This is a genomic window from Streptomyces sp. NPDC103540, from assembly GCF_055584445.1.
Genome location: NZ_JBVJMA010000005.1, coordinates 495,559 through 514,870 on the forward strand (window position 1 = coordinate 495,559; position 19,312 = coordinate 514,870).

Annotated in this window: 17 protein-coding genes and 2 tRNA genes; 7 read left to right on the forward strand and 12 right to left on the reverse strand. The window is 72.7% G+C overall.

Translation table 11 applies throughout. The features are described from left to right. Positions 1 to 11 precede the first annotated feature (11 nt). The 6 genes from ACZ6ZI_RS15595 to ACZ6ZI_RS15620 form a co-directional block, all read right to left on the reverse strand. On the reverse strand, positions 12 to 1,310 hold the full coding sequence (locus tag ACZ6ZI_RS15595; RefSeq protein WP_469520453.1) for an HD-GYP domain-containing protein: 1,299 nt from the start codon (positions 1,308 to 1,310) through the stop codon (positions 12 to 14). Further along, complete coding sequence (locus tag ACZ6ZI_RS15600; RefSeq protein ID WP_469520456.1) at positions 1,307 to 2,809, reverse strand: HD-GYP domain-containing protein; 1,503 nt, start codon at positions 2,807 to 2,809, stop codon at positions 1,307 to 1,309. The genes ACZ6ZI_RS15595 and ACZ6ZI_RS15600 overlap by 4 nt, the downstream gene beginning before the upstream one ends. Before the next feature lie 200 nt (positions 2,810 to 3,009). After that, positions 3,010 to 3,312, reverse strand: a complete 303-nt coding sequence (gene rsrA, locus ACZ6ZI_RS15605) for a mycothiol system anti-sigma-R factor (RefSeq protein ID WP_363053204.1) — start codon at positions 3,310 to 3,312, stop codon at positions 3,010 to 3,012. Then, complete coding sequence (locus tag ACZ6ZI_RS15610; RefSeq protein ID WP_007266438.1) at positions 3,309 to 3,953, reverse strand: sigma-70 family RNA polymerase sigma factor; 645 nt, start codon at positions 3,951 to 3,953, stop codon at positions 3,309 to 3,311. Before ACZ6ZI_RS15610 ends, rsrA begins: the two co-directional genes overlap by 4 nt. 378 nt (positions 3,954 to 4,331) lie before the next feature. Continuing rightward, positions 4,332 to 4,982 (reverse strand): alpha/beta hydrolase family protein, encoded by a 651-nt coding sequence (locus ACZ6ZI_RS15615; RefSeq protein WP_469520460.1) that lies wholly within the window; start codon positions 4,980 to 4,982, stop codon positions 4,332 to 4,334. Positions 4,983 to 5,113: 131 nt separating this feature from the next. Then, the gene (locus ACZ6ZI_RS15620) at positions 5,114 to 5,929 is read right to left on the reverse strand and encodes an SOS response-associated peptidase (RefSeq protein ID WP_469520463.1); all 816 of its coding nucleotides are present in this window, start codon (positions 5,927 to 5,929) and stop codon (positions 5,114 to 5,116) included. Between the two features lie 53 nt (positions 5,930 to 5,982). On the opposite strand from ACZ6ZI_RS15620, the gene ACZ6ZI_RS15625 reads away from it, so the two are divergent. The 4 genes from ACZ6ZI_RS15625 (at position 5,983) to ACZ6ZI_RS15640 (ending at position 9,535) form a co-directional block, all read left to right on the forward strand. Further along, the gene (locus tag ACZ6ZI_RS15625; RefSeq protein ID WP_363053201.1) at positions 5,983 to 6,696 is read left to right on the forward strand and encodes a M50 family metallopeptidase; all 714 of its coding nucleotides are present in this window, start codon (positions 5,983 to 5,985) and stop codon (positions 6,694 to 6,696) included. Between the two features lie 54 nt (positions 6,697 to 6,750). Continuing rightward, entirely contained in the window at positions 6,751 to 8,100 is a 1,350-nt protein-coding gene (gene aroA / locus ACZ6ZI_RS15630) for a 3-phosphoshikimate 1-carboxyvinyltransferase (protein ID WP_469520467.1), read from the forward strand. A gap of 9 nt (positions 8,101 to 8,109) precedes the next feature. Next, positions 8,110 to 9,120 carry a ribosome small subunit-dependent GTPase A gene (gene rsgA / locus ACZ6ZI_RS15635; protein ID WP_363053199.1) on the forward strand — a complete coding sequence of 337 codons (1,011 nt, stop codon included), beginning with the start codon at positions 8,110 to 8,112 and terminating at the stop codon, positions 9,118 to 9,120. Positions 9,121 to 9,211: 91 nt separating this feature from the next. Further along, positions 9,212 to 9,535 carry a DMT family transporter gene (locus ACZ6ZI_RS15640; protein WP_329099136.1) on the forward strand — a complete coding sequence of 108 codons (324 nt, stop codon included), beginning with the start codon at positions 9,212 to 9,214 and terminating at the stop codon, positions 9,533 to 9,535. Here the strand turns inward: ACZ6ZI_RS15640 and ACZ6ZI_RS15645 are convergent. Next, entirely contained in the window at positions 9,501 to 10,118 is a 618-nt protein-coding gene (locus ACZ6ZI_RS15645; RefSeq protein WP_469520471.1) for a TetR/AcrR family transcriptional regulator, read from the reverse strand. The two genes, ACZ6ZI_RS15640 and ACZ6ZI_RS15645, sit on opposite strands and share 35 nt — an antisense overlap. 136 nt (positions 10,119 to 10,254) lie before the next feature. On the opposite strand from ACZ6ZI_RS15645, the gene hisN reads away from it, so the two are divergent. Continuing rightward, positions 10,255 to 11,058, forward strand: coding sequence for a histidinol-phosphatase (gene hisN / locus ACZ6ZI_RS15650; protein WP_469520474.1), 804 nt, complete (start codon positions 10,255 to 10,257; stop codon positions 11,056 to 11,058). 272 nt (positions 11,059 to 11,330) lie between these two features. After that, complete coding sequence (locus ACZ6ZI_RS15655; RefSeq protein WP_363053423.1) at positions 11,331 to 11,726, forward strand: CBS domain-containing protein; 396 nt, start codon at positions 11,331 to 11,333, stop codon at positions 11,724 to 11,726. Positions 11,727 to 11,792: 66 nt separating this feature from the next. Here ACZ6ZI_RS15655 and ACZ6ZI_RS15660 read toward each other — a convergent pair whose 3' ends face one another. Then, complete coding sequence (locus tag ACZ6ZI_RS15660; RefSeq protein ID WP_363053196.1) at positions 11,793 to 13,262, reverse strand: catalase; 1,470 nt, start codon at positions 13,260 to 13,262, stop codon at positions 11,793 to 11,795. A gap of 128 nt (positions 13,263 to 13,390) precedes the next feature. Here ACZ6ZI_RS15660 and ACZ6ZI_RS15665 point away from each other — a divergent pair, with 128 nt between their 5' ends. Further along, positions 13,391 to 13,807: a Fur family transcriptional regulator gene (locus tag ACZ6ZI_RS15665; protein ID WP_363053195.1), complete on the forward strand. Its 417-nt coding sequence runs from the start codon at positions 13,391 to 13,393 to the stop codon at positions 13,805 to 13,807. A gap of 194 nt (positions 13,808 to 14,001) precedes the next feature. Here the strand turns inward: ACZ6ZI_RS15665 and ACZ6ZI_RS15670 are convergent. From ACZ6ZI_RS15670 to ACZ6ZI_RS15685, 4 genes are all read right to left on the reverse strand, one after another. Then, positions 14,002 to 14,075, reverse strand: a tRNA-Met gene (locus ACZ6ZI_RS15670). A 76-nt stretch (positions 14,076 to 14,151) separates the two neighbouring features. Then, a complete protein-coding gene (locus ACZ6ZI_RS15675; protein ID WP_469520479.1) occupies positions 14,152 to 16,008 on the reverse strand; it encodes a sel1 repeat family protein in 1,857 nt (618 codons plus the stop codon). A gap of 204 nt (positions 16,009 to 16,212) precedes the next feature. Then, a tRNA-Met gene (locus ACZ6ZI_RS15680) sits at positions 16,213 to 16,286 on the reverse strand. A 53-nt stretch (positions 16,287 to 16,339) separates the two neighbouring features. Beyond that, the gene (locus ACZ6ZI_RS15685) at positions 16,340 to 19,237 is read right to left on the reverse strand and encodes a UPF0182 family membrane protein (protein WP_469520610.1); all 2,898 of its coding nucleotides are present in this window, start codon (positions 19,235 to 19,237) and stop codon (positions 16,340 to 16,342) included. Positions 19,238 to 19,312: the final 75 nt, after the last annotated feature.

Below are 19,312 nucleotides of genomic sequence, written 5' to 3' on the forward strand. Positions count from 1 at the left end.
TTACCCATGGGTTACCCCTGGTGGACGGGAACGACTCCGGCACGTCCGCCCCTGGCCAGAACCCTCGCCAGACACTCCACCACCTCCGGCTGGAACTCGTGCCCGGTGCCCAGCCTCAGCCGCTCCAGCGCGGCCAGTGAGCCGGCCGGGTGACGGCCGCCGCCCGCCAGGTCGTCGTACGCGTTGACCGCGCGCACGATCCGGGCGGCGACGGGCTGCTCCCGGTACGGGTCCGCCTGCCGCTCCACGATCACCGCGACCTCCCGCGGCACCCCGGTCTGGCGGGCCACCTCCCCGCCCAACCCGGCGATCCGGCGGGCCAGGGCGGCGGGCAGCTCGGCGGTGGCCCCGTCCGGGACCGGGTCGACGAGGGAGAGCTGGCCGATGTCGTGCATCAGGGCGGCGTACTCCAACACCGTGAGCTCCCGCTCCGTCATCCCCAGCTCCCGGCCGACGGCCCTGCTGAGGGCAGCCACCCGCAGCGCGTGCCCCGGCGGGGTGTACCCGGCGATCTCGGTGGCCCGGGCCAGGGAGGTGATGGTCTGGCGGTAGGTGGTGCGCACGGCGGCGATCCGGTGGAAGGACAGCTGGGTCAACAACAGCGGCACTCCGGACACCGGCAGGGTCCAAGGGCCCGCCACGGCCACGCCCAGGGCCATCACCACCGCGGTGGCGCAGGTCGCCGCGCCGATGCCGAGCCGGGCGCGCAGCTCGTCGCGCAGCAGCGGCCCGTACGGCCAACCGGTGCGGCAGGCGTCGCGGGCGGCGGCGAGCACCGCGTCGCACAGGGCGGTGAGGGCGAGCAGGAACAGCAGGAACAGGACGAGGGACGGACCCTGCCCGAGCCAGCGCTCCAGCCGCCCCGCGTCGTGCAGCGGCCGGAAGCAGACGGCGGCGAAGGCGACGGTGAGGACCCTGCGGGCGAGCAGGTCGGCGGGGCCGTGCCCCCGGGCGACCTGCGGGACGATCCCGACGAGCGCGGCGGCGAGGACGACGGCGACGGTCTGGAGCACCCCGTGGTGGGCGGGCTGCCCGGCGTGGTGGCCGAGCAGGGCGTAGGCGAGGGCGCCGGCCGTGCCCAGGGGGGCGGGTCGCCGGTCCTCGGGCCGGCGACCCGGGTCCTCGGCGCCCGGGGTCGACCCCGCGCCGCCGCGGGGGGCCCGCCGGACCAGGTCTCCGAAGGCGATCAGGGCTCCGAAGACCAGGGCGGTGCCGGGTTCGACGACGCCGGTCCACAGGGTGTGGCCCAGCCCGGCGGCGGCGATCAGGGCCGCCGCCCCGCGCAGGGCCCACAGGGCGCCGCCCCTCACCGCGCGTCCCGCCCGGTCCGCGTCCCGCGCCGGCCGGGCTCGGGCTGCCGGCCGAGGAACCCGCCCGGAGCGGCCGACGGGGGCGACGAAGGCGAGGACGGGGGTGGCGCGGCCGGCGGGGAGGGCGGGGCCGACGGGGGCCGCGCCTCGCCCTCGGGCTCCGGAACCGTTTCTCCGCCCGCTCCGGCCTCCCCGCCCTCTCCGCCGGCGGCGGCGATCACCTGGAGGTCCGCGTCGGAGGTCACCACCGGATGCCAACCGTGCCGCCCGACGGCGTCGACGAGCGCCCGCACCATCGCCGGGTCGAACTGCGTGCCCGCGCACCGCTCCAGCTCCGCCAGCGCGGTGGCCACCGGCCGGGCACGGCTGTACGAGCGGGTGGAGGTCATCGCGTCGAAGGAGTCGGCCACCGCCACCACCCGCGCCAGGACCGGGATCCGCTCGCCGGTCAGCCCGTAGGGGTAGCCGGAGCCGTCGACCCGCTCGTGGTGGTGCAGGATCGCGGAGCGGGCCTCCCCCAGGAAGCCGATGCCCCGCACGATCTCGTGGCCGTACTCGGGGTGCAGCTCGATGACCCGGCGCTCCTCGGGGGTCAACGGCCCGTCCTTGCGCAGCAGCCGGGTGGGCACGCCGAGCTTGCCCACGTCGTGGAGGATCCCCGCGATGCGGACCACCTCCATGCGGTCGTCCGCCATCCCCAGCTCCCGGGCGATCATCTCGGAGGCCTGTCCGACGCGCTCGCTGTGCCCGCGCGTGTAGCGGTCCTTGATGTCGACGGCCCGGACGAGGGCGCGGATCGTGGCCCGGTGCGCGGCGCGCTCGCGCCGGCAGCGGTCGAAGACCCGGCAGGAGACGTACACGGGCACCAGGACGAGCAGGGCGGCCGGGAGCCCGTAGGGGCTGCGCCACATGACGGCAGCCATCAGCCCCACGAGCCCGTGGACGCAGTACGGCAGCGGGGAGCCCGGCACCGGTGGCCGCCGGGCGCGGACCGCCCGGCGGCCCTCGGCGGCGGCGAGGACGCCGAGGTCGAGGGCGCCGAGCACGAGGCAGAGGACCACGGCCGCCACGAGGGCGGGCAGCAGCGCGTACGGGAACCCGGGCCCGTCCAGGAGCGCGTGGGCCCGACCGGCCGCCCAACCGGCCGCCCAGGCCGCGAGCGCCTGACGGGCCGCGTGCCAGACCCGGCGGACCCGGGCGGGGCGTCGCGACACGCTCTGGGCGAGGCCGCCCGGCACCGCCACCAGCGCGGCGGCCCCCGGCGGCAGCAGGAACACGGCGGCGAACAGGACGGGGAGGAAGGTGCCGCTCCCCGAGGCGGCGGCGCCCGCGGGGCGCGGCCCGAACCGCACGAGTTCGCAGCCGAGGTGGAGCGCGGCGAGCAGGGCCACGTCGGCCCAGGGCGTGGCGGGGTCGACGAGGGCCGGGGAGACACAGGCCGCGGCGGCGATCACGGCGCCCGGAACGAAGGCGCGCGCCGCCGGTGGAAGTACCCGCATGGCGCCCTCCTCCCCTTGTGCCGCGCACGTGCCGAATCCGGGCGGCATCGAGAGGGGAGAATAGGTGGGCGCCACGGCGATACGGGGCGGATTTTCGCATTGCACCGTACGGGCGCCCCCGGATTAGCACCTTCGAGTGAACGAAGTGCCCTTCCGGGGGCGGTGGTTCAGGCGGTGACGCCGAAGGTTCGCGCGGCGGTTCAGCCGGTCGCGGGACCCGCCGTGATGTCGTGGTCGGGCACGGCCTGACCCGAACGGATCAGTTCGATCCGGCCCATGACCTTGGAGCGCAGATCGGTCGGCACGTCGTCCGATCCGCAGCAGCGCTTGACCAGCTTCTTCACGGCCTGCTCCAGCCCGTACTTCTCCAGGCAGGGATTGCACTCGCCGAAGTGTGTCTCGAACTTCGTGCAGTCACTGTCGGGCATCTCGTGGTCCAGGAACTCATAGAGATGGTCCAGTACCTCGGCGCACTCCGTCTCGTGCGGCTCTCCGCAGCTCATGAGCCTGAGCCTTTCAGGTCGTTCGACTCTCCCGCGCCGGCGGGGACCAGCCCGCGCTCACGGGCGTAGTCCTCCAACATTCCGCGGAGTTGACGGCGGCCACGGTGCAGTCGCGACATGACCGTACCGATGGGTGTACCCATGATGTCCGCGATCTCCTTGTACGCAAAGCCTTCTACGTCGGCAAGATAGACCGCGATGCGGAACTCCTCCGGAATGGCCTGGAGCGCTTCCTTCACGTCCGAATCGGGCAGGTGGTCGAGCGCCTGCGATTCGGCGGAACGCAAACCGGTCGACATGTGCGACTCGGCGCGCGCCAGCTGCCAGTCCTCGATCTCCTCCGCCGCGCTGCGCTGGGGTTCGCGCTGCTTCTTGCGGTAGGAGTTGATGAACGTGTTGGTCAGAATGCGGTAGAGCCACGCCTTGAGATTGGTGCCCTCGCGGAACTGGTGGAAGGACGCGTACGCCTTCGCGTACGTCTCCTGGACCAGGTCCTCGGCGTCGGCCGGGTTGCGCGTCATGCGCAGCGCGGCGGAATACATCTGGTCGAGGTAGCCGAGGGCGTCCCGCTCGAAGCGCGCGTTGCGCTCCGCCGTTGTCTCCTGCGCCTGGCCTTCGTCGGTCCCAGCGACAGGACCCACCTCCTCCGACAGCGTGGCGGCTCCGAAAGCGGATCCGCTCGAATCGGAGAATAGTCGACCATCCCGGCCCTCCGCCGCCCGGAGCGAGCCGCGCTTGGGCCCCGGCAGGACCGTCCATTCCAGGTCAGCGGCCTGCGGACGATTCTGACTGATGACCTGCGTCATGCGCTCCCTCTCCTCCGGCGTCTTTCCGTGCGTATCGACATCCGGCACAACAGGCGGTCCGTGCGCCGCATTCCCGGGCCGCGCGCGGCTTTTCGGATCCGTCAAGTCGGGGATGTCGGCGGGGTGAGCGGGATCACCCGGGCGTATGTCAGGTCGGATCTTTTCGGGCGCGGCCGATCGGGGTCGGGGCGGGGAAGGGGATCTCCCCCGCGGCTATCCGTCGAGCCGGTCGAGCCACTCGGCCACGGCTTCGGTGATCAGCGCGAGGGCCGCGTCCTGGGTGAGGTCCGCCTTCTTCGGGACGGCGAAGCCGTGGTCCGCCCAGGGCACCTCGACGAGCTCGTACGGGTGCTCCCCGGCCGGCCGCGGGAACTCCCCGGGGCCCCCGAACGGGTCCCGCGCGCCCTGGACGACCAGGGCGGGCCGGCCCGCGGCCGACAGCTCCGCCGCCCGCGACCTCTCGGGCCGTCCCGGCGGGTGCAGCGGGAAGGCCAGCGCGAGCACGGCGGCGGCGTCGAGCCCGGCGGCGGTGCGGCAGGCCACCCGGGCCCCGGCGCTGCGTCCGCCGGCCACGACGGGCCGGCCGGGGCGCTCCAGGGCCGGCCACAGCGCCCGCCAGCCCTCGTCCAGCACCTTGGGGGCGGCGGCCACCTTCTTGCCGGCGACCCGCCAGGGCTGCTCGACGAGGGCCACGGTGGTGCCCCGGGCGGGCAGGGCCGCGGCGAGCGCGACCAGGTCCCGGGCCTCGATGCCGCCTCCGGCGCCGTGGCCCAGGGCGAGGACGCGGCGCGGCTCGGCGGCCTCGTGCCAGGTGATCCGGGCCTCCCCGGCGGGGGTGGCGACGCGCTCGGTACGGGTGCTCATGGCCCCCATCCTGCCCGGACGGCCCGCCGGTCCCCGGGGCGACCCGCGCGGGCGCCGCCGGACACCGCCGAGGGCCGGCCCGGCCCCGGCGCGGGTCGGGCCGGATGCGGGCCCCGGATCGGGGCCCCGGGTCAAAAGAGCGTGCCCTCCTCCGGCGCGGGCAGCTCGCCCAGCAGCTCCGCCCCGTTGTTGCGCACGTTGCTCACGGCCGTGGACACCGCGTAGGCCCGCATCAGCCCGCCGGGCGGCGGGGCCAGCAGGGCCCGCAGCTCGTGCTCGTCCGTCCGGGCGGGGTCCAGCCAGGCGTCCCAGCGGTCCGGGGTCAGCATGAGGGGCATCCGGGGGTGGATCTCGGCGAGCGAGCGCGGCCCCTCCTCCGGGGCCACGCCGAGCGGCCCGGTCTCCGCCTCGGCGGTGATCACCGAGCAGGTCGCCCACCAGGCGTCGGGGTGCTCGTCGGGCAGGGTCCGGTCGCGCCAGAACTCGTAGAGGCCCGCCATGGCGAAGACGGAGCCGTCGGAGGGCAGGACGAAGTAGGGCTGTTTGCGGGCCCGCTTCTTCTTCCCCTCGACCTCCAGCTGCCGCTCGTCGTGGGCGGTGACCCACTCGTAGTACCCGTCGGCGGGCACGATGCAGCGGCGCTGGGCGAAGGGGCGGCGGAAGGACGGCTTCTCGTGCAGGGTCTCGGACCGCGCGTTGATCATCCGGGCCGCGCCCTCGGGATTCTTGGCCCAGGACGGCACCAGTCCCCACCTCAGGGTCCGCAACTGGCGAACCGGACGCGGGTCCGCCGCGTCCTTCAGGGGACGGTCGAGGACGACGTGGACCCGCTTGGTCGGGGCCACGTTCCAGTCGGGGGCCAGGGTCTCCCGCGGCTCCCACCGCTCGATCCCGAATATCCCGGCCAGCTCCTCGGGCGCACGACTCGCCGCAAACCTTCCGCACATGGCTGACACACTGCCATGGCACCCGCCCACCACCGCAAGGAGTCCGCCACTCCATGGACAGCACCACGACGGCCGGCCTCTGGGACCGGCTGACCGGCATACAGCCCGAGGTCCCCTGGTGGCTGGTGGTCGCGACGGGCCTGGCCGCGCTGGTCGCCGTCGCGCCCCGGCCGCTGTGGCGGCTCTCGCGCAACGCGATCACCATCGCGCACGAGGGCGGCCACGGGCTGCTGGCCCTGCTGACCGGTCGCCGGCTCGACGGGATCCGGCTGCACTCGGACACCAGCGGGGTCACCGTCAGCCGGGGCAAGCCGACCGGCATCGGGATGGTGCTGACCGCCGCCGCCGGGTACACCGCGCCCTCGCTGCTGGGCCTGGGCGGCGCCGCGCTGCTGTCGGCGCACCGGATCACGCTCCTGTTGTGGGCGGCGACGGCCCTGCTGGCGGCGATGCTGGTGATGATCCGCAACGCCTACGGGGTGCTGACGGTGGTGCTCACCGGCGCCGCGTTCGTCCTCGTGTCCTGGCTGGCACCGTCCGAGGTGCAGGCGCTCTTCGCGTACGCGGTGGTCTGGTTCCTGCTGCTCGGTGGAGTGCGGCCGGTGTTCGAGCTCCAGGCCAAGCGGAGGCACGGTGGAGCACCGGACTCCGACGCCGACCAGCTCGGGCGGCTCACGCACGTGCACCCCGTCGCCTGGCTGCTGCTCTTCCACGCGGTGGCGCTCTGCTCCCTGATCGGCGGCGGGCGCTGGCTGCTCGCCCTCTGAGACGGGGCCCTCGCTCACAATCCGTGGCCAGGGGAAGCCACTAAAGTAGGGGCCATGACCGAGACCCCCGCGCTCCACGCCCTCTGGCCCGCCCCCCTCGCGGACGGGGCCGTCCACGCCACCGTCACCGTGCCGGGCTCCAAATCGGTCACCAACCGTGCCCTCGTGCTGGCCGCCCTCGCGGCCGAGCCGGGCTGGGTGCGCCGCCCGCTGCGCTCGCGCGACTCCCAGCTGATGTCGGACGCGCTGCGCGCCCTGGGCGTCGGCATCGAGGAGACCGTCTCCTCCAGCTCCACCGAGGGCGACAGCGGCGAGGCCTGGCGGATCATCCCGGCGGCCCTGCACGGCCCGGCCACCGTCGACGTCGGCAACGCGGGCACGGTCATGCGCTTCCTGCCGCCCGTCGCGACCCTCGCGGACGGCGACATCCGTTTCGACGGCGACCCGCGCTCCTACGAGCGCCCCCTCGGCCAGGTCATCAGCGCCCTGCGCACCCTCGGCGCCCGGATCGACGACGACGGCCGGGGCGCGCTCCCGCTGACCGTCCAGGGCGGCGGGGCCCTGGAGGGCGGCACGGTCGAGATCGACGCCTCCAACTCCTCCCAGTTCGTCTCGGCGCTGCTGCTGTCCGCGCCGCGCTTCAACCAGGGCGTGGAGGTCCGCCACACCGGCGCGACCCTGCCCTCGATGCCGCACATCCGGATGACGGTGGAGATGCTGCGGGCCGCGGGCACCCAGGTCGACACCCCCGAGGCCGGGGGCGAGAAGAACGTGTGGCGGGTCGCGCCGGGCGCGCTGCTCGGCCGCGACATGATCGTGGAGCCGGACCTGTCCAACGCCCAGCCGTTCCTGGCCGCCGCCATGGTCACCGGCGGCACGGTGACCATCCCCGACTGGCCGCGCCGCACCACCCAGCCCGGTGACGCGCTGCGTCGGATCTTCACGGAGATGGGCGGCTCCTGCGAGCTGACCGACGACGGCCTGGTCTTCACCGGCACCGGCAAGATCCACGGCATCGACGTGGACCTGAGCGAGGTCGGCGAGCTGACCCCGGGCATCGCGGCGGTCGCGGCCCTGGCCGACTCGGAGTCGGTCCTGCGCGGCGTCGCGCACCTGCGGCTGCACGAGACGGACCGGCTGGCGGCCCTGACGGCGGAGATCAACGGCCTCGGCGGCGACGTCACCGAGACCGCCGACGGCCTGCGCATCCGTCCGCGTCCGCTGCACGGCGGCGTATTCCACACCTACGACGACCACCGGATGGCGACCGCCGGCGCGGTCATCGGCCTCGCGGTGAAGGGCGTGGAGATCGAGAACGTGGCGACGACCGCGAAGACCCTGCCGGACTTCCCGAAGATGTGGGCCGACATGCTCGGCCAAGCTCCGCGGGGAGCGGGAGCGTAGGGCCCCGTCATGCGCAGGTACGGCAAGCACACCGATGAGGACGACATCCGCCAGCGGCCCAACCCCAAGGGCAACCGGCCGCGGACCAGCATCCGGCCCAAGCACGAGGACGCGGCCGAGGGCTTCGTCCTGACCGTCGACCGCGGGCGGCTGACCTGCCTGGTCGGAGACCGCTCGATCACCGCGATGAAGGCCCGGGAGCTGGGCCGCAAGGCGGCGGTGGTCGGCGACCGGGTCTGGATCGTCGGTGACCTGTCCGGCAAGAAGGACACCCTCGCCCGCATCGTGCGGATCGAGGAGCGCAAGTCCGTCCTGCGGCGCACGGCGGACGACGACGACCCGTACGAGCGGGTGGTCGTCGCCAACGCCGACCAGTTGGCGATCGTCACGGCGCTGGCCGACCCGGAGCCGCGGCCCCGGATGATCGACCGGTGTCTGGTGGCGGCGTACGACGCGGGGCTGGAGCCCCTGCTGGTGCTGACCAAGTCCGACCTGACCTCCGCGGACAAGATCCTGGAGATCTACGCGACGCTGGGCGTGAACTACGTCGTCACCAACCGCGAGGAGCTGGCGACGGGGGACGCGGCCGACCGGGTGCGCGAGCGCCTCGACGGCCGGATCACCGCCTTCGTCGGCCATTCCGGGGTCGGCAAGACCACGCTGGTGAACTCGCTGGTCGCCGAGGGGCGCCAGCGGGCCACCGGCCACGTCAACGCCGTGACCGGGCGCGGCCGGCACACCACCACCTCGGCGCTCGCGCTGCCGTTGCCCTCGGGCGACGGGTGGGTCATCGACACCCCGGGCGTGCGGTCCTTCGGGCTGCACCACGTGGATCCCTCCCGGGTGATCCTGGCCTTCCCCGACCTGGTGGAGGGTACGGAGGGCTGCCCGCGGGCATGTGGTCACGACGAGCCGGACTGCGCGCTCGACCGGTGGGTGGAGGAGGGTCACGCGGACCCGGCGCGGCTGGATTCGCTGCGTCGACTGCTGCGGACCCGGGAGCGTCGCGAGGGCGACTGATCGCACGGCGGGGTTTGCAGGACGCCATGTCTGGTAAATGCATCATCGCATCGAGTGACGAGACGTCACGTGACGCGGGGAGGTCTTCGACATGGCGTGGCTGCTGGTCGTGGTCGCGGGACTGCTCGAAACCGGTTTCGCGGTCTGCCTGAAGCTGTCCCACGGCTTCACCCGGCTGTGGCCGACGATCGCCTTCGCCTGCTTCGCCCTCGGCAGCTTCGGTCTGCTGACCCTGGCGCTGAAGAAGCTCGACGTGGGGCCCGCCTACGCGGTGTGGACGGGCATCGGCGCGGCCGGCACCGCGATCTACGGCATGGTCTTCCTGGGCGACCTCGTCTCCACCCTGAAACTCGTCTCGATCTCGCTGGTGATCCTCGGGGTCATCGGCCTCCAGCTGTCGGGTTCGGCGCACTGAGGGCCGTGCCTCCCGGCGCGCCGGCGAGCAGCCGCAGCAGTTCGTCCCGGCCCGTCTCCTCCCCCGGGGCGACGACGTAGGACAGCGCGAGGCGGACGGCCAGCTCGCCCCGCCAGTGCGCCTGCGCGGAGGGCACCGCCGCGGCCCGGTCGCGTACGGCGCGGACCAACTCCCCCGGCCCCAGCGGTCGGCGCCCGCCGGGCGGGGGCGGCGCGGGCAGGGTCGGGCCCCAGGATCCGGTGAGCAGGGCCCGTACGAGGGGCCGCGCGCGGGCCGCCCGTACGGTCCACTCCGCGAGCGCCACGAACGGTTCGGCGCCGGGGTCCGCTCCCGGCGCCGCCGCCGCGCCCGCACCGGTCTCCCCGGCCGGGGCCAGCGCGCTGTCCACCCCGGCGAGGTAGCGGTCGGCGGCCCGACGGACCAGGGCGTGGCCGAGGCCCTCCTTGCCGCCGAACTCGTTGTAGAGGCTCTGGCGCGACACCCCGGCGGCGGCCGCGACCTCGACCATCCGCACGGACGGCCAGGGTCGTGCGGACAGCGCCGCCTCGGCGGCTCGCAGCAGGGACTCCCGGGCCGTGGCCATGCCTCGCCTCCCCCGATCGGCTCCTCAGCCAGAGTTGACGGGGCGACAGATCCTGTCAAGGGCGCCCTCCGGCCGGCCGCCGGCCGCACTGTGGACCTCGTTCGCCGGGCGCCGGGAGTCTGGATACTGTTCGGGCATGCCCGAGTATGACGATGACCTCCGCCTCGCCCTCGAACTCGCCGACGCGGCGGACGCCACCACGATGGAGCGCTTCCGCGCCCTCGACCTGCGGGTCGAGACGAAGCCGGACATGACGCCGGTCAGCGAGGCGGACCAGGCCGCCGAGGAGGTGGTCCGGGCCGGGATCCTGGCCGCGCGCCCCTCGGACGCCATCCTGGGCGAGGAGTACGGACTCAAGGGCGATGGTCCGCGCCGCTGGGTCGTGGACCCGATCGACGGTACGAAGAACTACGTGCGCGGGGTCCCCGTCTGGGCGACGCTGATCTCCCTCATGACCGAGGGCGAGGACGGCGTGTTCCGTCCGGTCGTCGGCGTGGTCTCGGCCCCGGCACTGGGCCGCCGCTGGTGGGCCTCGCAGGGCGGGGGCGCCTTCTCGGGCGGCGCGCTGGGCGCCACCACCCCCCTCGGCGTCTCCAAGGTCTCCACGCTGGCCGACGCCTCCTTCGCCTACTCCTCGCTGACCGGCTGGGAGGAGCAGGGCCGCCTGCCCGGCTTCCTGGACCTGACGCGCGCCTGCTGGCGCAGCCGGGGCTACGGCGACTTCTGGCCGTACATGCTGGTGGCGGAGGGTTCGCTGGACCTGTGCGCCGAGCCGGAGCTGAACCTGTGGGACATGGCGGCCATCGCGGTCGTGGTCCAGGAGGCGGGCGGCCGGTTCACCGACCTCGACGGGACGGAGGGGGTCCACGGCGGCAACGCCGCCGCCTCCAACGGCCTGCTGCACGAGGAGATGTTGGGCCTGCTCCGCCCGCGCGCCTGACGGCCGCCCCGAAGCGCCGCCCCGAGGTGTCCGCCCCGACGCGTCCGCCCCGTCCACGTGCCCGACGCGCCGCGCGTGCGGGCACGTGCCCGGCCGTGCCGGCGCGTGCCCACCCGTGCGAGCGCGCCCCTCGCACGCCTCCTTGCTGACCCTCCGTGCCCGTGGGAGTCTGAAAGTCCCCCGGCTTGTGCGTTTGTGAAGCGTTTCTCTAGGGACACTCCACCGACGCACCCACCCAAGCCGGAGGAATCACCCAGGAGGTGGCTCTCTTCATGCTCGTCCGTGACGCCATGAGCACCGTGATCCTCACCCTCGGACCCGCCCACACCCTGCGACAGGCGGCAAGCCTGATGTCCGGCCGGCGCGTCGGCGCGGCCGTCGTCCTCGACCCCGACCACAGCGGCGTCGGGATCCTGACCGAGCGCGACATCCTCAACTCGATCGGCGCGGGCCACGACCCCGACCGGGAGGCCGTGGGCGCGCACACCACCAACAACGTCGTCTTCTGCACCCCGGACGCCACGCTCCAGGAGGCGGCCGAGGCGATGGCGAACGGCGGCTTCCGCCACCTGATCGTGCTGGACGGCGGCGGCCCCGTGGGCATCGTCTCCGTCCGGGACGTGATCCGCTGTTGGGTCAGGGCACGACACGGCGCCGTGGCCGCGTGAAAAACGGCGGGCCGGAACCCTCCGAGGAGGATTCCGGCCCGCCGTCCGCTACGACAAGCGGTCCGACTAGCCGCGAAGGGCCTGGACCGCGGCTTCCAGCCGCTTGCCGAAGTCTCCGTCGGCCTGACGGAAGTTGTTGATCGCCCGCTCGGCGAGGTCGTCACGGGAGACCTTGGCGATGAAGCCGGACAGGTTCTCGATCAGACGGGACTTCTCGTCCTCGGACATCAGGCGGTAGAGGTTGCCCGCCTGGACGAAGTCGCTGTCCTCGGAGTGGACGGCCGCGGCGTGGTTGCCCGTGCCACCGGTGACGGGGACCGACTGCCACAGCGGACGGTCCGTCTGGGACGGGCCGCCGAAGCTGTTCGGCTCGTAGTTCTTCGCCCCCTTGTGTCGGCCGTCGTAGAGGAAGCCGTCACGGGAGTTGGTGCGCGCCTCGGTGGCGTGCGGGCGGTTCACCGGCAGGTGGTCGGCGTTGATGCCGACGCGGTAGCGGTGGGCGTCGCCGTAGGCGAAGAGGCGGCCCTGGAGCATCTTGTCCGGGGAGGGACCGATGCCGGGGACGAAGTGCGCCGGGCTGAAGATGCTCTGCTCGACCTCGGCGAAGACGTTCTCCGGGTTGCGGTTGAGCTCCAGCTTGCCGATCTCGATCGGCGGGTAGTCCTCGTGCGGCCACACCTTGGTGAGGTCGAACGGGTTGAAGCGGTACTCGGCCGCCTCGGCCGCGGGCATGATCTGGACCTGCACGGTCCAGGTCGGGAACTCGCCGCGCTCGATCGACTCGCGCAGGTCGCGCTGGTGGGAGTCGGGGTCCTCACCGGCGAGGAGGTTGGCCTCGGCCTGGGTGAGGTTCTTGATGCCCTGGTCGGTCTTGAAGTGGTACTTGACCCAGAAGACCTCGCCGGCCTCGTTGTTCCACTGGAACGTGTGCGAGCCGTAGCCGTTCATGTGACGGTAGGACGCCGGTATGCCGCGGTCGCCGAACAGCCAGGTCACCTGGTGGGTGGACTCGGGCGACAGACCCCAGAAGTCCCAGACGTTGTCCGCCTCCTGCGAGCCGGTGTACGGGTCGCGCTTCTGGGTGTGGATGAAGTCGGGGAACTTGATGGCGTCCTTGATGAAGAACACCGGGGTGTTGTTGCCGACGAGGTCGTAGTTGCCCTCTTCGGTGTAGAACTTCAGCGCCCAGCCGCGGGGGTCGCGCACCGCGTCGGCCGCGCCGAGGTTGCCCGCGACGGTGGAGAAGCGCAGGAACGTCTCGGTCTGCTTGCCGACCTCGGAGAGGAACTTGGCCCGGGTCCACTGCGAGACGTCACGGGTCAGGGTGAAGGTGCCGTAGGCACCGGCGCCGCGGGCGTGGACCACGCGCTCCGGGATGCGCTCGCGGTTGAAGTGGGCGAGCTTCTCCAGCAGGAGCTGGTCCTGGACCAGCACGGGCCCGCCGACGCCGGCCGTCTCGCTGTTCTGGTTGTCGGCGACCGGAGCCCCGGCCTCCGTGGTGAGCGGTCCCTGCGTCACGTGCGCCTCCTGCGTCATTCCTGCAAGTCCTGTCCTTGGTGTTTGCCGTAACCGATCCTACGATGGACTTTGTCTAAGTCAAGTAAGCATCCAAGTCCACATCGGTTCGGGATCTGCACCGAATCCCCACTGTTAGGCTGACGTCTATGAGTGACCTGCTGGAACGACTTCGCGGACGCGGCTGGCGCATGACGGCCCAGCGGCGCGTCGTGGCCGAGGTGCTCGACGGTGACCACGTTCACCTGACGGCCGACGAGGTCCATGCCCGCGCCGTGGCCAAACTGCCCGAGATCTCTCGAGCGACGGTGTACAACACCCTGGGCGAGCTGGTGTCGCTGGGCGAGGTGCTGGAGGTCTCGACCGACCGGCGCGCCAAGCGGTACGACCCGAACGCCCACCGCCCCCACCAGCACCTGGTCTGCGCCCGGTGCGGTGCGATCCGTGACGTCCACCCGGCGGGCGACCCGCTGGCGGACCTGCCCGACGGCGAACGCTTCGGCTTCGTGGTCTCGGCGGTCGAGGTGACCTACCGCGGCGTCTGCCCCGGCTGCGCGGCCGCCTAGCCGATCGCGGAAGAGGAGGTCGGAGCCACGCGCCCGGCCTCCTTTTGCCATGCCCGGACGCCGACACTCCGGGATGGCGGGCCGCCGGGATGGCGGGCCGCCATGGCCGCCGTCGGCTTCGACTCGGACTTCGACTTCGCGACCGGAAACGACTCGAGGCCCGGATCCATGGGATCCGGGCCTCGGGCCTTCAGTAGCGGGGACAGGATTTGAACCTGCGACCTCTGGGTTATGAGCCCAGCGAGCTACCGAGCTGCTCCACCCCGCGTCGGTAAACCCCACTCTACGGGGGCGTGGCCGGCATGTGCAAATCCGTTCCCGCGGCCCCCGCACCGGGGGGCCGATCAGGCCGAGAGCTCCTCCGCCAGGGCGTCGCGCAGCCGGGCGGCGCGCTCGGCGACCTCCGCCGGGCCCAGTTCCATGGCGCGCACGCACCACTTCTGCCCCTCGGCGAGGTCCCCGTGGCGGGCGGCCAGCAGGCCCAGCCGCAGCGCGGCCCGGCCGTGGCCCGCGACCGCGGCCCGGGTCCACCACAGGGCGGCCTCGGGCTCGTTCCCCTCGCGGGCGAGCAGCAGCCCGAGGTTGAAGGCGCCGTTGCGGGAGCCCGCCTCGGCCGCCTCCCGGTACCACCGGGCCGCCACCGCCAGGTCGCCCCGGGCGGCGGCCAGCATGCCGACCCGCACCTGGGCCCGGCGGTGCCCCTGCTCGGCCGCCCGCTCGTACCACTCCTCGCTCTCGGTGCGCGCCGCGCCGCCGACGGGTTCGCCCAGCGCCACCGGCTCCGGCGGCGGGGCCAGCGATTCCAGCAGCGAGGCCAGCCGGAACGCCGCCTCGGCGCTGCCGCCGCCCGCCGCGCAGCGCAGGTGGCGCTCCGCGGCCCGGTCGGCGCCGTCGCGCACGAGGGCGATGCCGACCTGGAGCGCCGCGTCGGTGTGACCGGCCGCGGCGGCCCGCTCGTACCACTTGAGGGCGGTGCGGTCCTCGTCCCGGCTGGCGAAGAGGATCCCGAGGTTGAAGGCCGCGTCCACGCTGCCGGCCTCGGCCGCCTTGGAGAACCAGGGCTCGGCCCCGGCGGCGTCCCCGCCCTGGAGGAGCAGGATCGCCAGGGCGTTGGCGGCCTCGCGGTGGCCGGCGTAGGCGGCGCGGCGGTACCACTGCTCCGCCTGCGCGGTGCGCTCCTGCGCCGCGCACAGCAGGGCGAGGTTGTAGGCGCCGTTCTGGTCGCCGGCGTCCATGGCGGCCCGGTACCACTTCTCGGCGGTCTGGGTCTCGCCGCGCGCGGCGTGCAGCGCGCCCAGGGCGTTGGCGGCGTTGCCGTCGCCGTCCTGGGCGGCGCGGTGCCACCAGGCGGCGGCGCTGTCCTCGTCGCCCGCGTCGCGCAGCAGGAAGCCGAGGGCGCAGGCCGCCCGGGCCTCGCCCTGCTTGGCGGAGCTGAGGTACCAGCGGCCCGCCTCCTTCAGCTCGCCGCGGGCCTCCAGCAGGGCGCCCAGGTGCAGCCCGGCGCGGCGGTGCCCGCGGGCGGCGGCCTGGCGGTACCACTGCTCGGCCTCGGTGGGGTCGCCCCGGCGCAGGTGGCGGGCGAGGCGGTACGCGGCCTCGCGGTGCCCCTGCTCGGCGGCGGCCCGGAACCAGCGCTCGACGCCCGGGTCCCCGCGGTGCTCCAGCAGGTCGGCCAGCCCGTACGCGCCCAGGGCGTGGCCGGATTCGGCCGCCTGGCGCAGCCAGTACTCGGCGGCGGGCTCGTCGCCGCGCTCGCGGTAGTGCCGGCCGAGGGCGTGCGCGGCGGGGGCGGAGCCGGCCACGGCGGCGACCCGCCACCAGCCCGCGGCCTCGTCCGGGTAGCCGCGCTGGTGCAGGAGGACGCCGAGGTTGTTCGCGGCGGCGCGGTCGCCGGCGGCGGTGGCGCCCCGGAGGTGGGGTTCGGCCCCGACCAGGTCACCGCGGCGCAGCAGGAGGGCGCCGAGCACGCTCATGGCTCCGGGGTCGCCCTTGTCGGCGGCGACCCGGTGGCGGGCCTCCAGCTCGGTCTCGTCGGCCCCCGCCGCGTCACCGAGCGCTTCTTCCGCGAGATCCGCAACGGTCAGGGCGGTCTGCGCGTTGACAGCGGGGACGGCCCCACCGACCCCCGTGCCCGTCTTGGACTCCGCCCTCACAAACCGCCCTGTCTCCAGCAGAGTTGACCTGTCCCCCATAAATCCCATCGTCGCATCACCTGCTACCCGCGTACACCTGGTATGTCGCAGCCAGTGAGGTCACTACAGCGTTTTGTCGACATGCCCACAGAGAGACAAGTCAAACACGCTCCTGCCCCAACTCACCCGTCCCAGTGACCCCGTGTCTCACAGGACCTGGTCCAGGACATGACGAAGGCCCGGATCCCATTGGATCCGGGCCTTCGTCTTCAGTAGCGGGGACAGGATTTGAACCTGCGACCTCTGGGTTATGAGCCCAGCGAGCTACCGAGCTGCTCCACCCCGCGTCGGTGAAACAACAGTAACACGACGCGGGAGGGAGCCTTGACCGGGTTTTCGGCTAGCCGCCCGGCTTGGGCGTCGGGGCCGTCAGCTTCGCCTCCGCGTCGATCGCCCGCTGGAGCGCCGCCTTGATCTCGTCCTGCGCCTTGCCGAAGGCGGTCCAGTCACCCTTCTGACGGGCCTCCTCGGCGGCCTGGATGGCCTTCTGCGCGTCCGAGAGGGCCGCCTTGACCGTCGGGTCCTGCGCGGTCGGGGGCGTGGTGGTGCCCTCGCCCGGCGGGGTGGTCGTCGGCGGGTTCGGCGTCGTCGGCGTCGTCGGGGCCTCGGCTCCGAAGACCACGTTCAGCGCCTTCTCCAGGGTGTCCTCGAAGGCCGTCTGGCCACCGTAGGTCACCAGCACCTTGCGCAGCAGCGGGTACTTCAGGCCGGAGCTGCGGACGTAGACCGGCTCGACGTAGAGCATGCCGCCGTCGAGCGGGACCGCGAGCAGGTTGCCGTACTCGACCTCGGAGTCGCCACCGCGCAGCAGGCGGATCGACTCGGCGATCTTCGGTTCGGACTGGAACTTGCTCTGGACCTGCTTGGGGCCGTCGACGGGCTTGCTCGTCGGCAGCTTCAGGATCCGGATCTTGCCGTAGTCCGGGGTGCCCGGGTCGGCGTTGACCGCCATGTAGGCGCTCAGGTTGTCGCGCTCGTTCGGAGTGAACGTCGTCGTGAGCGAGAAGACCTGGTCCTTCTCCGTCTGGCCCGGCATCTTCATCGACAGGTAGTACGGCGGGACGGCCGTACCGGCCTTCGTCGTCGGGTCGTCCGGGACGGCCCAGGCCTCACTGCCGCTGAGGAAGGTCTGCGGGTCCGTGACGTGGTAGCGGGTCAGCAGCTCGCGCTGGACCTTGAAGAGGTCCTGCGGGTAGCGCAGGTGGTCCATGAGCGCCTTGTCGATCGCGCTCTTGGGCTTGACCGTGCCGGGGAAGGCCTTCATCCAGGTCTTGAGCACCGGGTCCGCGGTGTCCCACTGGTAGAGGTTCACCGTGCCGTCGTACGCGTCGACGGTGGCCTTCACCGAGTTGCGGATGTAGTTGACCCGGTTCTCCTGGGCCACCACCGCGCGCTGGCTGTTGGTCAGCGAGTCGGCGGTGCTGTCGCCCAGGGTGGTGCGCGAGGCGTACGGGTAGCCGTTGGTCGTCGTGTAGGCGTCGACGATCCACTTGATCCGGCCGTCGACGACCGCCGGGTACGGGGCACCGTCGATGGTCAGCCACGGCGCGACGGCCTCGACGCGCTCCTTGGGCGTGCGGTGGTAGAGGATCCGCGAGCCCTCGCCGATGGCGCCCGAGTAGAGGATCTGCGGCTCGCTGAAGGCGAGCGCGTACGCCGCCCGGTTGATCGGGTTGTCCAGGTTGACGCCGGAGTCGCCCTTGTAGCTCGTCTCCTTCTCGCCCTTGTCGTCCGAGTAGTCGAGCTCCTTCTGCGGACCGCCGACGATCGAGTACTGCTTCGTCATCTCGCCGTAGTAGATGCGCTGCTCGAAGTCCGTGCCGAACATGCCCTTGGAGGGCAGGTCGGACTGGGTGAAGTCGGGCGCGCCGTCCTTGACGGTGGTGCCCTTGGCCGCGACCACGCCGTAACCGTGCGTGTACTTGAAGTGGTCGTTGATCCAGTTGTTCTTCGGGATGCCGCCGATGTTCAGCTCGCGGAGCCCGATGACGGTGTCCTGGCCGTTGTACCGGTCGACCGCCAGCGTGGACGGGAAGCCGTAGTAGCCCTTGACCTGCTGGAGCTGCTGGAAGGCCGGCGAGACGATGTTCGGGTCGAGCAGGCGCACGCTGGCGGTGGTGTCCGCCGCCTTGCGCAGGGCCGCCTTGTCGGTGCCGGCGGCGGGGACGCCCGCGTAGTCCTTGACCTCGGCCCCGCCGATGCCGTAGGCGTCGCGCGTGGCCTTGATGTTCTTCTCGACGTACGGCGATTCCTTGGCCTGCTCGTTCGGCTGGACCTGGAACTTCTGCACGATCGCCGGGTAGAGCCCGCCGATCAGGATCGCCGAGAGGACCATGAGGCCGAAGCCGATGACCGGCAGCTGCCAGGTGCGGCGCCACAGGGTGGCGAAGAACAGCACCGCGCAGATGGCGGCGATGGCGACGAGGATCGTCTTGGCCGGCAGGTAGGCGTTGGCGTCGACGTAGCGCAGGCCGGTCCAGTTGTCGGCGGCCTTGAAGTCGCTGGACTTCACGGCGAGGCCGTACCGGTCGAGCCAGTAGGCGATGGCCTTCAGCGACACGAAGAGGCCGAGGAGCACCGACAGGTGCCCGGTCGCCGCCGCGGTGGCCCGGGCGCCCGGGCTGGTCACGCGCAGTCCGCCGTACAGGTAGTGCACCACGACCGCCGCGATCACCGACAGCACGACGGCGGCGAAGCCGAAGCCGAGCAGGAAGCGGTACCAGGGCAGGTCGAAGGTGTAGAACGACACGTCCAGCTTGAACTGGGGGTCCTTCTGGCCGAACGGCACGCCGTTCACGAACATCAGCCAGGTCTTCCACTGGCCGGCCGCCGAGGCGCCGGCGATCAGGCCGACGACGGCGGCGATGCCCAGGAGCAGCCACTTCTTGTACGGGGCGATGCTCATCCGGTACCGGTCGAGGCTCTGCTGCTCCATCGACATCGCGCTCAGCGGCGGTCGCAGCCGGTGGGCGAGCCAGATGTTGAGCCCGACGGCACCGGCCATCAGCAGACCGAAGACGGCGAACAGGCCGATCTTGGTCCACAGGGTGGTGGTGAAGACGGTGGAGTACTTCACGGAGCGGAACCAGAGCCAGTCGGTCCAGAAGCCCGCGAACATGATGAACGCCATGGCCAGTACGGCCAGGACGCCCAGGGTCGTCAGCAGAGTCCGGGCACGCCGGGAGGGGCGGCCGACTCTCATCCGTGGCCCGGAGGGGCCTCCGCCTCGGTCCGGCATCTGGAAAGCCAAGGTGCGCACCTCGAAAGTCGCTGTGTCTGGTGTGGTCTCTGGTGTACTTGAAAGCTGGGTTAC